Source organism: Streptomyces sp. NPDC003034, assembly GCF_053591375.1.
Genome location: NZ_JBSFTS010000002.1, coordinates 325,910 through 343,565, shown reverse-complemented (window position 1 = coordinate 343,565; position 17,656 = coordinate 325,910). Strand labels below are relative to the sequence as shown.

General features: G+C 70.3%; 13 protein-coding genes. All 13 read right to left on the bottom strand.

Annotated features, from left to right (window positions below):
* Positions 1–19: 19 nt before the first annotated feature.
* The 13 genes from ACWDX7_RS03895 to ACWDX7_RS03835 all read right to left on the bottom strand — a co-directional run bounded on the left by ACWDX7_RS03895 (position 20) and on the right by ACWDX7_RS03835 (position 17,605).
* Entirely contained in the window at positions 20–799 is a 780-nt protein-coding gene (locus ACWDX7_RS03895; protein WP_451489319.1) for a TIGR03936 family radical SAM-associated protein, read from the bottom strand.
* Between the two features lie 110 nt (positions 800–909).
* Positions 910–1,893, bottom strand: coding sequence for a hypothetical protein (locus tag ACWDX7_RS03890; RefSeq protein WP_451489320.1), 984 nt, complete (start codon positions 1,891–1,893; stop codon positions 910–912).
* A gap of 91 nt (positions 1,894–1,984) precedes the next feature.
* Complete coding sequence (locus tag ACWDX7_RS03885) at positions 1,985–3,910, bottom strand: TIGR03960 family B12-binding radical SAM protein (RefSeq protein ID WP_451489321.1); 1,926 nt, start codon at positions 3,908–3,910, stop codon at positions 1,985–1,987.
* A gap of 73 nt (positions 3,911–3,983) precedes the next feature.
* The gene (locus ACWDX7_RS03880) at positions 3,984–5,738 is read right to left on the bottom strand and encodes a CYTH and CHAD domain-containing protein (protein WP_451489322.1); all 1,755 of its coding nucleotides are present in this window, start codon (positions 5,736–5,738) and stop codon (positions 3,984–3,986) included.
* A 49-nt stretch (positions 5,739–5,787) separates the two neighbouring features.
* Positions 5,788–6,987 carry a rod shape-determining protein RodA gene (rodA, locus tag ACWDX7_RS03875; protein ID WP_451489323.1) on the bottom strand — a complete coding sequence of 400 codons (1,200 nt, stop codon included), beginning with the start codon at positions 6,985–6,987 and terminating at the stop codon, positions 5,788–5,790.
* A 15-nt stretch (positions 6,988–7,002) separates the two neighbouring features.
* On the bottom strand, positions 7,003–9,174 hold the full coding sequence (gene mrdA / locus ACWDX7_RS03870; protein ID WP_451489324.1) for a penicillin-binding protein 2: 2,172 nt from the start codon (positions 9,172–9,174) through the stop codon (positions 7,003–7,005).
* Positions 9,175–9,187: 13 nt separating this feature from the next.
* Complete coding sequence (gene mreD / locus ACWDX7_RS03865) at positions 9,188–9,883, bottom strand: rod shape-determining protein MreD (RefSeq protein WP_451489325.1); 696 nt, start codon at positions 9,881–9,883, stop codon at positions 9,188–9,190.
* A gap of 12 nt (positions 9,884–9,895) precedes the next feature.
* On the bottom strand, positions 9,896–10,837 hold the full coding sequence (gene mreC, locus ACWDX7_RS03860; protein ID WP_451489326.1) for a rod shape-determining protein MreC: 942 nt from the start codon (positions 10,835–10,837) through the stop codon (positions 9,896–9,898).
* Between the two features lie 184 nt (positions 10,838–11,021).
* A complete protein-coding gene (locus ACWDX7_RS03855; RefSeq protein ID WP_069923827.1) occupies positions 11,022–12,041 on the bottom strand; it encodes a rod shape-determining protein in 1,020 nt (339 codons plus the stop codon).
* Positions 12,042–12,338: 297 nt separating this feature from the next.
* The gene (gene ndk / locus ACWDX7_RS03850; protein WP_451489327.1) at positions 12,339–12,749 is read right to left on the bottom strand and encodes a nucleoside-diphosphate kinase; all 411 of its coding nucleotides are present in this window, start codon (positions 12,747–12,749) and stop codon (positions 12,339–12,341) included.
* A 156-nt stretch (positions 12,750–12,905) separates the two neighbouring features.
* Positions 12,906–13,253 carry a DUF4233 domain-containing protein gene (locus ACWDX7_RS03845; RefSeq protein ID WP_451489328.1) on the bottom strand — a complete coding sequence of 116 codons (348 nt, stop codon included), beginning with the start codon at positions 13,251–13,253 and terminating at the stop codon, positions 12,906–12,908.
* A gap of 3 nt (positions 13,254–13,256) precedes the next feature.
* Positions 13,257–14,768, bottom strand: coding sequence for a bifunctional tetrahydrofolate synthase/dihydrofolate synthase (gene folC, locus ACWDX7_RS03840; protein ID WP_451489329.1), 1,512 nt, complete (start codon positions 14,766–14,768; stop codon positions 13,257–13,259).
* A gap of 215 nt (positions 14,769–14,983) precedes the next feature.
* Positions 14,984–17,605 carry a valine--tRNA ligase gene (locus ACWDX7_RS03835; protein WP_451489330.1) on the bottom strand — a complete coding sequence of 874 codons (2,622 nt, stop codon included), beginning with the start codon at positions 17,603–17,605 and terminating at the stop codon, positions 14,984–14,986.
* Between the last annotated feature and the right edge of the window lie 51 nt (positions 17,606–17,656).

Sequence of the window (17,656 nt, the reverse complement as noted above, 5' to 3'; positions counted from 1 at the left end):
TGCGCGACGACGACGGTCCCTACGCGGCGGGACCTTCCGGCGCCTTCGCGTCGGCGGCTACGGCGCCCGTGGGTGGGGCGGCCGTGGCAGCTTCGCGGTCGGGCGCGAGCGGGTCGGTCACCGTGCCGGACTCCTCGTCGAAGAGCCCCTGCGCCAGCCTGGTCACCGCTGTGGGGACCGGCGGCGCCAGGTCGGCCACAGCTCGGAGACCGGACAGGACGTCGTCGGGTCGCACGGCAGGTGTCAGATGCCGAACAACCAGCCGCAGTATCGCACAGGCACTGTCCAGCGGCCTATCAGCCGGGGCGGGAAGCGCCTGAAGGCTGACGACGGCGCCGCGCGTGTCGAAGGTCCGCATGCCGTTCTTGGTGCGGCGCTGGACCTCCACGGCCTCAGCGGCGAGGAAGGCCGTAACGGCCCGCTCGGCCTCGGCGGGCTCCACGCCTTCGAGGCGCATCTCCCACACGGAGGCGGTCAGGCGCTCGGCGAGGCCCGAGGTGCGGGCCTCGACGGCCTCGATGATGTCGAGGCCGGCCGGCATGGACTCGTCGAGCAGCTCGCGGAGCTTCTCGGGGTCCCGCGAGTCGGCGAGCCCGATCTCCAGGTACTCGGCCTCGCTGCCGGTCCCGGTGGGGGCCGCGTTGGCATACGAGACACGGGGGTGGGGGGTGAAGCCGGCCGAGTACGCCATCGGCACCTCGGCGCGGCGCAGAGCCCGCTCGAAGGCACGCTGGAAGTCGCGGTGGCTGGTGAACCGGAGGCGGCCGCGCTTGGTGTAGCGCAAACGGATGCGCTGCACCACCGGTGCGGGAGGCGGGCCTTCGGGCTGTCGCTTGCCCAGTGGTTCTTCTCCTTGTACGGGGCTCCGCGGCCGGCGCGTCGCCCTGAGGTCTGTCGACCCGCTCCGGCTCACCCCCGCCGCTGGGGCAGGGAGATCTCGGCAGCAGGTGCCGCGTCGGCGGCTGTCGTACTACCCAGAGTACGCGCCCGTGACCTCGGCGGTTCCACGGGAGGAGTACCGAACAGCGTCCGCCGCAGGTCGGCCCGCACCTCGCGCACCGTATTGCGGACCGTCCGCCACACCTCGCGCGCGAACCGTCCGGCGGGCGCCAGCACATGCCGGTACACCCGGGTGGCGGGCCATCCGACGAGGATCCAGCCGACCCATGTGAAGCCCCGCCACAGCGCGCCGGTGATCCGGCCCGCCACGTGCCAGGCCCAGGCGATCACCTTGCCGACCGGGGTGAGCACGTACCGGTACAGCCCGCCGGCGAGCCAGGCGATGGCCAGCCCGACCGGCCGCAGCAGGTACCGGTAGCCGGCCGCGGCGGCCCACGCGCAGCCCCGACCGACCGGCACGAAGAGATAACGCCAGGTCACAGCGGCAAGCCAGGCGAGGCCCAGGCCCACGGGCCGCAGTACGTACCGCCACAGCCCCACCCACGGCCAGACGAAGAGAGCCATGGCCAGCGCCCATCCGAGGGGACGCAGCACGAACAGGGCGCTGCGCGCCAGCGGGTCGAGCACGTACCGGTACAGCGCCCGTCCGGCGGGGGCGAGCACGTGTGCGTACAGGCCGGAGGCCAGCCACCGCACGCCCCGCCCGACCGGCGCGAGCAGGTAGCGCCAGAGCCCGACCCAGGGCCACACGAACACGAGCTTCAGCAGCGTGAGCACCACCCACCCGAGCCCGCGGAGCACCGGCCCGAGGACGTACTCGTACAGCGGCCCGAGCACATGCCGGTGCACGGCCCGCGCCCCCGCGACGAGCAGGTCCCAGACCACCCGTACGGGAAGGACGACGAGCACCGCCACGATCTTCACGGGAACCCGGACGATCCCCACCAGACAACCGCGTCCACCCTGCGCGGGCTGCGGCCTTTCAATTTCCATGCAGCTAAGGACACCAAAATCGCCCCCACCGTTGCGAACGGCCCCCACCGTTCCCGGTGGGGGCCGTTCGAGGGCGGGCGTCAGCCCGAGGTCACTTCACGACGGTCAGCGGAAGCAGCTTCTTCCCGGTCGGGCCGATCTGGATCTGCGTGTCCATCTGCGGGCAGACGCCGCAGTCGAAGCACGGGGTCCAGCGGCAGTCCTCGACCTCGGTTTCGTCCAGGGCGTCCTGCCAGTCCTCCCAGAGCCAGTCCTTGTCGAGGCCGGAGTCGAGGTGGTCCCAGGGCAGGACCTCCTCGTAGGTGCGCTCCCGGGTCGTGTACCAGGCCACGTCCACGCCGTAGGCGGGCAGCGTCTTGGCCGCCGCCTCCATCCAGCGGTCGTACGAGAAGTGCTCGCGCCAGCCGTCGAACCGGCCGCCCGACTCGTACACCGCGCGGATGACGTCGCCGATGCGGCGGTCACCGCGCGAGAGGAGGCCCTCCACGATGCCCGGCTTGCCGTCGTGGTAGCGGAAACCGATGGAGCGGCCGTACTTCTTGTCACCGCGGATCTTGTCCCGGAGCTTGCCCAGGCGGGCGTCCGTCTCCTCGGCCGACAGCTGCGGGGCCCACTGGAACGGGGTGTGCGGCTTGGGGACGAAGCCGCCGATCGACACCGTGCAGCGGATGTCGTTCTGGCCGGAGACCTCGCGGCCCTTGGCGATGACGTTGACCGCCATGTCGCCGATCTGGAGGACGTCCTCGTCCGTCTCGGTCGGCAGGCCGCACATGAAGTACAGCTTCACCTGGCGCCAGCCGTTGCCGTACGCGGTGGCGACGGTCCGGATCAGGTCCTCTTCCGAGACCATCTTGTTGATGACCTTGCGCATGCGCTCGGAGCCGCCCTCGGGGGCGAAGGTCAGGCCGGACCGGCGGCCGTTGCGGGTCAGCTCGTTGGCCAGGTCCACGTTGAAGGCGTCCACGCGGGTCGACGGCAGGGACAGGCCCACCTTGTCGTCCGTGTACCGGTCGGCGAGGCCCTTGGCGATGTCGGCGATCTCGCTGTGGTCCGCGGAGGAGAGGGACAGCAGCCCGACCTCCTCGAAGCCGGTGGCCTTGAGGCCGCGCTCGACCATCTCGCCGATGCCGGTGATGCTTCGCTCCCGCACGGGGCGCGTGATCATGCCGGCCTGGCAGAAACGGCACCCGCGGGTGCAGCCGCGGAAGATCTCCACCGACATCCGCTCGTGGACGGTCTCGGCGAGGGGGACCAGCGGCTGCTTGGGGTACGGCCACTCGTCGAGGTCCATGACGGTGTGCTTGGAGACGCGCCACGGGACGCCGGAGCGGTTGGGCACGACGCGGCCGATGCGGCCGTCCGGCAGGTACTCGACGTCGTAGAAGCCCGGCACGTACACGTTGCCGGTCTTGGCCAGGCGCAGCAGGACTTCCTCGCGCCCGCCCGGACGGCCTTCGGCCTTCCACGTACGGATGATCTCGGTCATGTCGAGGACGGCCTGCTCGCCGTCGCCGATGACGGCGCAGTCGATGAACTCGGCGATCGGCTCGGGGTTGAAGGCCGCGTGGCCTCCCGCGAGGACGATCGGGTGGTCGACCGTACGGTTCCTGGCCTCCAGCGGGATGCCGGCGAGGTCCAGGGCGGTGAGCATGTTGGTGTAGCCGAGCTCGGTGGAGAAGGAGAGCCCGAAGACGTCGAAGGCGCTGACGGGGCGGTGGCTGTCCACGGTGAACTGCGGGACCTTGTGCTCGCGCATGAGGGCTTCGAGGTCCGGCCACACGGAGTACGTGCGCTCCGCGAGCACACCCTCACGCTCGTTCAGCACCTCGTAGAGGATCATGACGCCCTGGTTGGGCAGCCCGACCTCGTACGCGTCCGGGTACATCAGCGCCCAGCGGACGTCTGCGGCATCCCAGTCCTTGACGGTGGAGTTCAGCTCCCCGCCGACGTACTGGATGGGCTTCTGCACATGCGGGAGCAGAGCTTCGAGCTGTGGGAAGACCGACTCGGACATCACGCGACTTTCGTGAAGCGGGCAGGGGGCGACTCTCAAGCGTACCCCGGGGCATGGTCGGCCTCCGTCCACATGATCAGCGCAGGGCGGCGCGCAGTGCAGGGTCCGAGGTCTTGGCCCAGATGTCCGGAAGTTCCCGTTCGCACCGCTCGGCCCGGGCCTCTTCGCGGCCGTAGAGGACGCCCCAGGTGAAGGCGGACTCCCCCGCCTCTTGCGCTTGGGCGGCGAGTCCGCGCAGGGCCTCGCGGGCGACCACCGCGTCCTGGTGGTCGCCGAGCAGGGTCTGGATCCGCTTCACGCCCTTGGCCAGGCGCTTGGCCGGCTTGCCGAGGGCGGGCACGGCCGCGTCGGCCGCGTACCGGGCGCGCTTCGCGGCCTTGCGGGCGCCGTGCAGGGCGAGGTCGCGCTCCTCGCCTTCCGGCAGGTCGAGGGCGCCGTCGGTCCGGTCGGCGAGGCGCCCGTAGTCGCGCAGGACGGCCTTGGGCAGGACGCGGTCGGCGCGTCCGGAGGCGGCCTTGCGCAGCGGCGGGTGGGCCAGCAGGGCGTCGAGGGAGTCCAGGAGGGCGAGGTAGCGCGGGTTGTCGAGTACGGCCAGGGCCCGGCGCCGCGACGCGGAGCGGCGGGTGTCGTCCCACGCGCGCAGGCGGCGGTCGACGGGTCCCACCCGCAGGCTGCCCGGCAGTTCATGGAGCCCGGTCCGGATCCGCTCCGTCAGGACCTCCTGGTCGCGGTCGACGCCGAGCTCACCGGAGAGCCAGCGCAGTTCCCGGCCGATCGGGTCGGTGGCGGCGCGGTCCAGCACCTTGCGGTACGTCTTGAAGGCGCTGCGGAGCCTGCGTCCGGCGACCCGCATCTGGTGGACGGCGTCCGGCAGGTCCCGCCGGACGGCGGGGTCGTGGGCGATGAGGATGTCGCGCTGTTTCCAGAGGTACGCGAGCACGTGGGCGCCCGCCGTGCCGTCGAGGTCGCCGGGCCCGGGCCGGGCCGGGGGCGCGCTGCCGGTCTCGGCGAGGGCGCGGGCGTGCTTCGAGGGGACCTCGGAGACTCGGAGTCCGGCCTTGCGGAAGGTCTTCTCGACCGCGTCGAGCAGTGCGGGGTCCGTCCCGGCGGCGAGTTCCACCTCGACCTCGGTCCAGGCGGCGGTGGCCTCGTCGCGCTGGGCCACCACGGTGTCGGTGCTCAGTTCCGCGAGCAGGGTTCCGTCGGCGTCGAGGAGGTGGCTGACCTTGCGCGAGGTGAGGAGCCTGACCTGCGGTTCCAGGGGTGCGTGCCGGATGCGGGAGCGGACCAGGGCGGCGAGCGGGGCGGGGACGGTGTCGTACTCGGGGCCCCGGTCGCGGCCGGCATCCCGGTCGCGGCCGCCGTCAGCATCACGGCCGCCGTCGCCATCCGGGCCGCCATCGCGGCCGCCGTCGCCGCCAGGGTCGGTCTCGCCGTCAGGGTCGGTCTCGCCGTCCCCGAGCGGCGCCGCGATCTCGTCACGGACCCCCGGGGAGACGGGCAGCTTGAGGTGCCATCCCGCGTCCGCGCCGCCGGTCCTGCGCCGCAGGGTGAGGCCGTCGGCGGCGAGGCGCTGGTCGGGCGTGTCGTAGTAGACCGCGTCGAGGTCGACGGTGCCCTGGTCGGAGACGGCCGCGATCGCGGCCGTGCCCGTCAGGTCCGGCACCTCCTGCCGGGCCCGCTGCGACTCCTTCGGCTGCTTCGACTGCTCGGCATGCTTCGGCTGCTTGGCCTGCTTGGAGCCCTTCGACTTCTTCGGGTGCTTCGGGTGCTCCTCGTCGGCCGGGGTGAACTCGAATTTCCGCTCGATCTCACGCGTTGTGTCCGCCATAGACCGAATCTAGTCCTGAACGGATCACAGCGGCACGGTGAACAGGCCATCAGGCCGACAACGGCCGTTGCACCTTGATCGACTGGAGCAGCCCGACGGCGACCCACACGGCGAACATCGAGGAGCCTCCGTAGGAGACGAACGGCAGCGGCAGCCCCGCCACCGGCATGATGCCGAGGGTCATCCCGATGTTCTCGAAGGACTGGAAGGCGAACCAGGCGATGATCCCGGCGCACACGATCGTCCCGTACAGCTCGGTCGTCTCCCGGGCGATCATGCAGGCCCGCCACAGCACGATGCCCAGCAGCACCAGGATCAGCCCGGCTCCGATGAAGCCGAGCTCCTCCCCCGCCACCGTGAAGACGAAGTCGGTCTGCTGCTCCGGCACGAACTGCCCGGTGGTCTGCGAGCCCTTGAAGAGCCCGGAGCCGGTCAGTCCGCCGGAGCCGATGGCGATGCGCGCCTGGTTGGTGTTGTAGCCGACGCCGGCCGGGTCGAGCTCGGGGTTGGCGAAGGCCGCGAAGCGGTTGATCTGGTACTCGTCCAGTACGCCCAGCTGCCATATCAGGACGGCTCCGGCCGCGCCCGAGCCGAGCAGGCCCAGCACCCAGCGGTTGGAAGCCCCCGAGCCGAGCAGCACCCCGAGCACGATCACCACCATGACCATGACGGAGCCGAGGTCGGGCATCAGCATGACGATGCCCATCGGGGCGGCGGCCAGGCAGAGCGCCTTGACGACCGTGCGGTGGTCGGGGTGGTCGATGTCGCCCGCGTCGACCCGGGCGGCCAGCAGCATCGCCATGCCCAGGATGATCGTGATCTTCACGAACTCGGAGGGCTGGAGGGAGAAGCCGCCCCCGATCACGATCCACGCGTGGGCGCCGTTGATGGTGGCGCCGAGCGGGGTGAGCACGGCGATGACGAGCACCAGCGAGATCCCGTACAGGATCGGTACGGCGCCGCGCAGGGTGCGGTGGCCCAGCCAGATGGTACCGATCATCAGCACCAGGCCGATGCCGGTGTTCAGGGCGTGCCGGTAGAGGAAGTAGTACGGGTCCCCCTGGTTCAGCTGGGTCCGGTTGCGGGTCGCCGACCACACCAGCAGGGCGCCGATGAGGGAGAGCGCCAGCGAGCTGAGGAGTATCGGCCAGTCGAGCCGGCGCACCATGGAGTCGCGGGCGGTGAGCTTGGCCATCACCCCGCGATCGGGCGCGTACCGGGAGACGGAGAATTTGTTCGCGGTCTGCATGTCGGTTTTCGGTCCTCAGTCGTGCCATGCGGCGGGCGGCCCGGCGAGCACGGCCGGTGCCAGCTCCTCCGGGGACGGCGGCACGTACGGCCGGATCTCGGGGGCGTCGATGGAGCCGTCGGGGTGGATCCTGGGCAGTTTCGCCTCCGGTTTGGGCAGCAGGGCCTTCTTGGGGTCCTGCTTGCCTTCCATGTCGAGGCCGTAGATCGCGTTGAAGATGTTGCGGACGGCGGGGCCGGAGGCCCCGGAGCCGGTGCCGCCCTGGGAGATCGTCATGACGATCGTGAAGTCGTCGGTGTAGGTGGCCAGCCACGAGGTGGTCTGCTTGCCGTAGACCTGGGCGGTGCCGGTCTTGGCCCGCATGGGGATCTTGTCCTGCGGCCAGCCGCCGAACCGCCAGGCGGCGGTGCCGCCGGGTTCCACGACGGAGCGCAGTCCCCGGTCGAGGTCCTTGACGGTCTGGGCGTCGACGGGGAGCCTGCCGTGGGGCCTGGGCTTGATCATGTCGATCCGCTTGCCGTCGGGGCTGATCACGGCCTTGCCGACCATGGGGTCGTGGAGGGTGCCGCCGTTGCTGATGGCGGCGTACGCGGTGGCCATCTGAATGGGGGTCACCAGTACGTCGCCCTGGCCGATGGCGAAGTTGATGCTGTCGAAGGCCTTCAGCTGGTTGCCTTCGAGGCAGCTCTCGTAGGCGATCTGTTCGACGTACGTGCCGCCCTTCTTGCCCTGCTTGCACCAGGAGACCTTGTTGGCGGCCCAGAAGTTCTTCTTCCACTGGCGGTCGGGAATGCGGCCGGTGACCTCGTTGGGCAGGTCGATCCCCGTCTCGGAGCCGAGTCCGAAGTCACGGGCGGTCCGGTAGAACCAGTCGTGGGCGTCCTTCTTGGGCTTGAGGCCGCCGTCGCGCTGCCACTCCTTGTGTCCGAGGGCGTAGAAGACGGTGTTGCAGGAGAACTTGAGCGCGTCCGCGAGGGAGATGGGGCCGTGGCCCTTGGATTCGAAGTTCGCGAAGCTGCGGCCGCCGAGGCTGTAGGAGCTGCTGCAGTTGTAGCGGCTGTCGAAGGGGTAGCCGGCCCGTACGGCCGCGCTCGCCGACACCACCTTGAAGATGGAGCCCGCGGGGGCCTGGCCCTGGATGGCCCGGTTGAGGAGCGGGTAGTTGGACTTCTTGCTGGTGAGCTTGGCGTAGTCGGCGCCGGAGATGCCGCCGACCCAGGCGTTGGGGTCGTAGTCGGGCTGGGAGGCCATCGCGACGACGCGGCCGGTCCTGGACTCCATGACGACGACGGCGCCCGAGTCGGCCTCGTACTTGCGGCCGGTGATCTTGTCGGTCTCCTGGCGGACGGTCTTCATCGCCTGCTGGAGCTCGTACTCGGCCACGCCCTGGACCCGGGCGTCGATGCTGGTGACGAGGGTGGATCCGGGCACGCCCGGGTCGGACTCCGTCTGGCCCATGACGCGGCCGAGGTTGTCGACCTCGTACGAGGTGACGGCCGCCTTGCCGCGCAGCTCCTTGTCATACGTCCGTTCGAGCCCGGAGCGGCCGACCTGGTCGGAGCGCAGATGCGGCGAGTCGGTGTCCTTGGCCTTCTGGATCTCCTCGTCGGTGACCGGCGAGAGGTAGCCGAGAACCTGCGCGGTACGGGCCTTGCCGGGGGCCGGATAGCGGCGCACCGCGGTGGGCTCGGCGGTGATGCCGGGGAAGTCCTCGGGGCGTTCGCGGATCTGCAGGGCCTGCTGCGTGGTGGCTTCGAGGGTGACCGGGATCGGCTGGTACGGGGAGCCGTTCCAGCAGGGCTTGGGGGTCTGGGAGTCGCAGAGCCGGACCTTGTCCATGACCTCCTTGGGGGTCATGTCCAGGACGTCGGCGAGGCGGGTCATGACGGCCCTGCCCCTGTCCTTCATCTTCATCAGCTTGGTGCGGCTGGCGGAGACGACCAGGCGGGTCTCGTTGTCGGCGAGCGGGACACCGCGGGCGTCCAGGATGGACCCGCGCACGGCGGGCTGCACCACGCGCTGGACGTGGTTGCTCTTCGCCTCGTGGTAGTACTCCTCGCCGTTGCGGATCTGGAGGTACCAGAGGCGCCCGCCGAGGGTGAAGAAGAGGGAGAGGACGAGTACCTGGATGATGACGAGCCGGATCTGCACGCGGGAGGTGCGGCCGGTCTCCTGAATATTGGTCACGTCTGCTCCTCCCTCACAGCTTCTTGACGCTCTTCACACCCTTGACGCCCTTTATGCGGACGGCCCGGTTGGCGCGGCCGCGCGCGGCCCTCAGCCGCAGGCCGCCGCGCTGGCTGCCGATCCGCAGCCCCGTGCCGCCGGCCAGCCAGCCGGAGGAGACGTCGTTGCCCTGGGGCATGCCGCCGCCCGCTTCGACGGCCATCGGATCGCCCTCGGCGCGCCGGGCCAGCGCCATGATGAACGGCACGGTGAAGGGCGCGAGCAGCAGGTCGTAGAGCGTGGCGGTGAACAGGAGCCCGGTCAGGCCGACATGGCGGGCGGCCGTGTCGCCGACGAGGGCGCCGACCCCCGCGTACAGCAGGGTGGAGCCGACCGCGGCGGCGACGACGGTGAGCATCGGGCCCCAGGCGGAGCGGAACCTTCCGCTGTCGGGGCGCACCAGCCCGGCCGCGTAGCCGATGACGCACAGGACGAGCGCGTACCGTCCGGCGGCGTGGTCGGCGGGCGGGGCGAGGTCGGCGAGGAGCCCGGCGGCGAAGCCGATGAGCGCCCCGCTGAGGTGCCCGTACACGAGGGCGAGGGCGACGACGGTGAGCAGCAGCAGGTCGGGGACGGCGCCGGGCAGTTGAAGCCGTCCCAGCACGCTGACCTGGACGACGAGGGCGACCACGATCAGCGTGGCCGAGAGCAGGATGCGGTTGAAGGGCATGGCGGTCAGCTCCTACTCGTCGGCCGGCTTGCCGGATGCACTGGCGGACGGGGTGACCGTGACGGTGACGGTCGGGATGGGCTTGGGTGCCTCGGGCTTGGGGGGCAGGACGGCGTCGCGCGGATCCTCGCGCGGCGGCATCACGACCACCCCGACGATGTCCAGGCGCGAGAATCCCACGTACGGACGCACCCAGACCGTGCGGGTCAGGTCTCCGCGCGAGGGGTCGACCTTGACGACCTCACCGATCGGCACGCCGGGCACGAACGGCTTGTTGCCGCGCGAGCCGAAGGTGACGAGCCGGTCGCCGGGGCCGATCTTGGCCTTGCCGTTGAGCATCTGGACGGAGAGCGCGCGGTCGCCCTGGCCGGTGGCGAAGCCGAGCTCGCCGGTCTTCTCCAGGCGGGTACCGACCGTGAAGTCGGGATCGTTGGCGAGCACGACGGTGGCGGTGTCGGGGCCCACGGTGCTGACCCTGCCGACGAGTCCGTCGCCGTTGAGGACGGTCATGTCGCGCTCGATGCCGTCCTTGCTGCCGGCGTCGATGGTGACGGTCCATGAGAAGCCCTGGGCCGCTCCTATCGCGATGACCTCGGCGCCCTTGATTCCGTACTGTCCGGCGCCGGCCCGCTTGAGCATCTCGTCGAGCTCGCGGATCCGGCTGCGGGTCTGGTCCTCGCTGCCCAGCCGGGCCTTCAGCGCCGCGTTCTCGCGCTCCAGCAGGGCGATGCGGTTGTGACGCTCGCCGGAATCCCGTACGGCGCCTATGGCGTGGGCCACCGGGTCGACCGCGGTTGCCACGCCCCTCTCGACCGGGCCGAAGACCGCTGCGGCGGCCTGTCGGGCACCGTCGACCGGTGACTCCTCGCCCGCCCTGATGTCCACCGTGATCAATGCGAACGCGGTGGCGATCAGAAGCACCAGGAGCAGCCGGCTTTCTCGTGTGTCCCTCACGTGCGGCGGCCGTGCCTTCCTCGTAGATACTCGTGCGGCGAAGCCGCTCCGGTGGAACCGGGGCTCGCACCGGACTCTGCCTGTATATCAACGATCCGCCGCACGGGCCCGGCAGCACCCGTACGGCGGATCCTTGTGTTCCGCTTGGCCCCTCGGGCAGCGAGGGGCGTGTCGACGCCCGGGTTCAGCGGCGGGGCTGCGCGTCCAGCACCTGCTGGAGCGCCTCGAACTCCTCGACGCACTTGCCCGATCCGAGCGCGACGGAGTCGAGCGGGTCCTCGGCGATGTGGATCGGCATGCCCGTCTCACGGCGCAGCCGCTCGTCCAGGCCGCGCAGCAGGGCGCCGCCGCCGGTCAGGACGATGCCGCGGTCCATGATGTCGCCGGAGAGCTCCGGCGGGCACTTGTCGAGCGTGGTCTTGACCGCGTCGACGATGGCGTTGACCGGCTCCTCGATGGCCTTGCGGACCTCGGCGGCCGAGATGACCACGGTCTTGGGCAGCCCGGAGACCAGGTCGCGGCCGCGGATCTCGGTGTGCTCGTCCTTGTCGAGGTCGTACGCCGACCCGATGGTGATCTTGATCTGCTCGGCGGTGCGCTCGCCGAGGAGGAGCGAGTACTCCTTCTTGATGTGCTGGATGATCGCGTTGTCGAGCTCGTCACCGGCCACCCGGATGGACTGTGCCGTGACGATTCCGCCGAGGGAGATGACGGCGACCTCGGTGGTGCCGCCGCCGATGTCCACGACCATGTTCCCGGTGGCCTCGTGGACGGGCAGGCCCGCGCCGATGGCGGCGGCCATGGGCTCCTCGATGATGTGCACCTGACGGGCACCGGCCTGCGTGGAGGCCTCGATGACGGCGCGGCGCTCGACTCCCGTGATGCCGGAGGGCACGCAGACGACAACGCGCGGACGGGCCAGGTAGCGGCGCTTGTGGATCTTGAGGATGAAGTACCGGAGCATACGCTCGGTGATCTCGAAGTCGGCGATGACGCCGTCCTTGAGGGGCCGTACGGCGACGATGTTGCCGGGCGTGCGCCCGATCATCTTCTTCGCCTCCGAGCCGACCGCCAGGATGCCGCCGGTGTTCGTGTTGATGGCGACCACGGACGGCTCGTTCAGGACGATCCCCCGGCCCCTCACGTACACCAGCGTGTTGGCGGTCCCGAGGTCGATCGCCATGTCACGGCCGATGAACGACATGTTGTTCCCCTTGTTCCCCATGAGGAGCGTCTGGCCTTCCACTTGATAGCGGCTGCTGTCAGGTCGGCGAGGTGGGTGTGTGGGTGGAGGCCCCATCGTAGTGCCGCACGTACGGACATCGCGCGACGGGACTCCGGCAATCCCGCCGGATCGGATACCCGCCCCCAATAGTGGTGACGTCGTGTCCTGTCGATGCGTTCCCGGCGTGGCCCGGTCATACCTGAGGGCGACCGAAATTACTTCGGTCGCCCCAGGCCGTGAGCGCTATTTGGCTTATGCGGTGTCAGAAACAGCTGCTCAGAGAGCCGGGAAGAAGAGCTTCAGTTCACGCTCGGCGGACTCCTCGGAATCCGAGGCGTGGATCAGGTTCTCCCGGGTGATGGTGCCGAAGTCCCCCCGGATGGAGCCGGGCGCGGCGGCGATCGGGTCGGTGGGTCCGGCCAGCTGGCGGACACCCTCGATGACGCGTTCCCCTTCGACGACCAGGGCGACGACGGGACCGCTGGACATGAAGCCCATGAGCGGCTCGTAGAACGGGCGGCCGACGTGCTCGGCGTAGTGCTGCTCCAGAATGTTCCGGTCGAGCGTGCGCAGCTCCAGCGCGGGAATGCTCCAGCCGGCCTTACGCTCGAAGCGGCCGATGATCTCGCCCACCAGGCCACGCCTGACCGCGTCCGGCTTGAGCAGGACGAGCGTGCGCTGGGTCATGTTGTAACTCCTTGCGGCATACGGGTGCGGTTACCCGAGGCTACAGGGGCAGCGGAAAGCCGACGCGCGGACCCCGCACCACCACCGCGGCGCGCCGGCGGCTGGCACCCCGGCCCGGCAGGCCGCACCGGCTCAGGCCCGGCAGGCCGCACCGGCTCAGGCCTGGGCCTCGCCCTGCGCGGCCGCCCAGCGGGCCTTGATGGTGTCGACCTTGCGGCCGTAGTGCACCGAGCACCACCACAGGCCGGCGAAGACGGCGCCGAGGAAGAACATCGTCGGAACGACGAAGCCGCTCAGGACCAGCCCGATCTGCAGCGCCCAGCCCAGCTGGACCGCACCGGGACGCGAGAGCATCCCGCACAGCAGCACCGACAGCAGCATCGCGACACCGCACACCGTCCAGACCTCACCCTGGGTCAGGTCCGGGTTCTTCATGGCCACCAGTCCGGCGAAGCCGATCACGAAGAACTCGCCGATCAGCGTCGAAGCACACAGCGTGCGCATCCCTCAGCCCCTCTTCAGCAGCAGGCGGGCCTCGCCCACCGTGATCACGGAACCGGTCACCAGCACCCCGGCCCCTCCGTATTCCGCTTCTTCCTCCGCCAGCGTGATCGCCGCCTCCAGGGCGTCGTCCAGCCGTGGCTCCACCTGCACCCGGTCCGTACCGAAGACCTCGACCGCGATGGCCGCCAGGTCGTCCGCGCTCATCGCCCGGTGGCTGGAGTTCTCCGTCACCACCACCTCGGCGAAGATCGGCTCGAACGCCTCGAACACGCCGCGGACGTCCTTGCCGTCGCTCGCGCCCACCACCCCGATCAGGCGGCTGAAGCCGAACGACTCGGTGATCGCCTCCGCGGCGGCCGCCGCACCCGCCGGATTGTGCGCCGCGTCCAGGACCACCGTCGGACTGCGCCGCACGACCTCCATGCGGCCGGGCGAGGTCACCGAGGCGAAGGCCTTGCGCACGGTGTCCGCGTCCAGGACCCGCGCGTGTTCCTGGCCGATGCCGAAGAAGGCCTCGACCGCGGCCAGCGCCACCGCCGCGTTGTTCGCCATGTGCGCCCCGTACAGCGGCAGGAAGATGCCGTCGTACTCCCCGCCCACGCCGCGCAGGGTCAGCTGCTGCCCGCCGACGGCGACCTCGCGCGAGACGACGCCGAACTCCATGCCCTCGCGGGCGACCGTCGCGTCGACCTCGACGGCCCTCTTCAGCAGGACCTGCGCCGCGTCCACCGGCTGCTGGGCCAGGATCACGGTGGCGCCCTGCTTGATGATGCCGCCCTTCTCCTGGGCGATCGCGGCGGGCGTGGAGCCGAGCCGGTCGGTGTGGTCGAGGCTGATGGGGGTGACCACGGCGACCGAGCCGTCGATGACGTTGGTCGCGTCCCAGCTGCCGCCCATGCCGACCTCGACGACGGCCGCGTCGACCGGGGCGTCCGCGAAGGCCGCGTACGCCATCCCGGTGAGGACCTCGAAGAACGACAGCCGGTACTCCTCGGCGGCGTCGACCATCTCCACGTACGGCTTGATGTCGTGGTACGTCTCCACGAAACGCTCGGCGGTGATCGGCGCCCCGTCGAGACTGATCCGCTCGGTGATCGACTGCACGTGCGGGCTGGTGTAGCGGCCGGTGCGCAGCTCGAAGGCGTTCAGCAGGGCCTCGATCATGCGGGCCGTGCTCGTCTTGCCGTTGGTGCCGGTGATGTGGATGGAGGGGTACGCGCGCTGCGGCTCGCCGAGCACGTCCATCAGCGCCGCGATGCGCGACACCGACGGCTCCAGCTTGGTCTCGCCCCAGCGGCCGGCGAGCTCCTGCTCCACCTCCAGCAGTGCCTTCGCGACCTCCGGGTCGGTGGGCGGGGCGGGTACCGGCCCGCCCTGGGGTGATCCGGCCTGGGCGCGCAGGGTACGGCTGCCGGCCTCGATCACCGCCAGGTCGGGATCGCGGTCGGACTCTTCCGCGACGATCCGGTCGAACTCGTCGAAGGGGCCGTGGCTCTCGGGCTGCTGCTCACTCACGCACCCAGTCTACGGACGCGGACCCACAGCACTTCCGACCCGGGCGGTTCGAAGCCCCGGGGCGCAGCCGACGGCCGGACCATCGCGACGGCGCGTACACGGCCGTACGCGCGTGATACGACCATGCGGCGGAACGGCGAAGTCCCCCGCACCGGCCGACGGTGTGGGGGACTTCACGCGCGCGCCGTACGCCGCGTGGCGCTGCGGACAGGGGCCTAGGCGGAGGGCAGCCCGTCCAGCTGGGCACGGAGCCGGACGATGTCCGCCTCGGCCTTGGCCAGGCGGCCCTTGATCTTGTCGACGACGTTGTCGGGGGCCTTCGCCAGGAAGGCCTCGTTCCCGAGCTTCGCCTCGGCCTGCTGCTTCTCCTTCTCGGCGGCGCCGAGGTCCTTGGTGAGGCGCTTGCGCTCGGCGGCCACGTCGATGGTGCCCGACAGGTCCAGCGCGACCGTGGCGCCGCCCACCGGAAGGGTGGCGGTGGCGCTGAAGGAGTCGCCCTCCGGCTGGAGGCGCAGCACCTGGCGGATGGCGGCCTCGTGGGCAGCCAGCGTGGTGGCGGACAGGTCCAGGCGGGCCGGGACCTTCTGCTTGTCGTCGAGGCCCTGTTCCTTGCGGAACCGCCGGACCTCCCGGACGAGCGCCTGGACGCCCTCGATCTCGGCCTCGGCGGCCGCGTCGCGGAAGCGGCTGTCCTTGGGCCAGTCGGCGACCACGAGGGACTCGCCGCCGGTCAGCGTGGTCCACAGGGTCTCCGTGACGAACGGGACCACCGGGTGCAGCAGGCGCAGCATGACGTCGAGGACCTCGCCGAGGACCCGGGCGGAGGCCTTCGCCGGCTCGCCGCCCGCGAAGAAGGTCGTCTTCGACAGCTCGACGTACCAGTCGAAGACCTCGTCCCACGCGAAGTGGTAGAGCGCCTCGCTGAGCTTCGAGAACTGGAAGTCGTCGTAGTACGCGTCGACCTGCGCGACCGTCGTGTTGAGACGGGACAGGATCCAGCGGTCGGTCGCGGACAGCTGCTCGGGGGCCGGCAGCTCGCCCTCGATGGTGGCGCCGTTCATCAGCGCGAAGCGGGTGGCGTTCCAGATCTTGTTGGCGAACTTGCTGGACGCCTGGACCCAGTCCTCGCCGATCGGGACGTCGGTGCCGGGGTTGGCGCCCTTGGCCAGGGTGAAGCGGACGGCGTCGGAGCCGTACTTGTCCATCCAGTCCAGCGGGTCGACGACGTTGCCGAAGGACTTCGACATCTTCTTGCCGCGCTCGTCGCGGACCAGGCCCGTCAGCGCGATCGTCTTGAAGGGCGGCTCGCCGTCCATGGCGTACAGGCCGAACATCATCATCCGGGCGACCCAGAAGAAGATGATGTCGTGACCGGTCACCAGGACGTCGGTGGAGTAGAACTTCTCCAGGTCCGGGGTCTTCTCCGGCCAGCCCAGCGTCGAGAAGGGCCACAGGCCGGAGGAGAACCAGGTGTCCAGGACGTCCGTGTCCTGGGTCCAGCCCTCGCCCGTCGGCGCCGCGTCGTCGGGTCCGACGCAGACGACCTCGCCGTTCGGGCCGTACCAGACCGGGATCCGGTGGCCCCACCACAGCTGGCGCGAGATGCACCAGTCGTTGAGGTTGTCGACCCAGTCGAAGTACCGCTTCGACATGTCCTCGGGGTGGATCGCGACCCGGCCGTCGCGCACGGCGTCACCGGCGGCCTTGGCCAGCGTCTCGACCTTGACCCACCACTGGAGGGACAGCCGGGGCTCGACGGTGGTGCGGCAGCGTGAGCAGTGGCCCACGGAGTGCAGGTACGGGCGCTTCTCGGCGACGATGCGCCCCTGCTCGCGCAGGGCGCCGACGACCGCGGAGCGGGCCTCGTAGCGGTCCAGGCCGATGAAGGGGCCGTGGACGGTGATGACACCGTGCTCGTCCATGATCGTCATATTGGGCAGGCCGTGCCGCTGCCCGATGGCGAAGTCGTTCGGGTCGTGCGCCGGGGTCACCTTGACGGCGCCGGTCCCGAACTGCGGGTCGACGTGCGCGTCCGCGACGACGGGGATGGTCCGGTCGGTCAGCGGCAGCTTGATCTGCTTGCCGACGAGGTGGGCGTACCGCTCGTCGTCCGGGTGGACGGCGACGGCCGTGTCACCGAGCATCGTCTCGGCGCGGGTCGTGGCGACGACCAGCGTGTCGTCACCCTCGCCGTACTTGATGGAGACGAGCTCGCCGGCGTCCTCCTGGTACTCCACCTCGATGTCGGAGATGGCCGTCAGACAGCGGGGGCACCAGTTGATGATGCGCTCGGCGCGGTAGATGAGCCCGTCGTCGAAGAGCTTCTTGAAGATGGTCTGGACGGCCCTGGACAGGCCCTCGTCCATGGTGAAGCGCTCACGCGACCAGTCGACGCCGTCACCCAGCCGCCTCATCTGGCCGAGGATCTTGCCGCCGTACTCTTCCTTCCACTGCCAGACCCGCTCGACGAACTCCTCACGGCCCAGGTCGTGGCGGGACTTGCCCTCCTCGGCGAGCTGCTGCTCGACCTTGTTCTGGGTGGCGATACCGGCGTGGTCCATGCCCGGCAGCCACAGCGCCTCGTAGCCCTGCATCCGCTTGCGGCGGGTCAGCGCGTCCATGAGCGTGTGCTGGAAGGCGTGCCCCAGGTGCAGGGAGCCGGTGACGTTCGGCGGCGGAATGACGATGGTGTACGGGGGCTTCTCGCTCGCGGGATCCGCCGTGAAGTACCCACGCTCTACCCAGCGCTCGTAGAGCTTCCCCTCTACCTCGGCCGGCGCGTACTGGGTCGGCAGTTCGGAGTGGGGGCTGCTGGGTGTCTGCGTGTTCTCGGTCACGGGCGACAGTTTAGGGCCGTAACAGTCCAGTCATGAAACCGGTAATCGCGG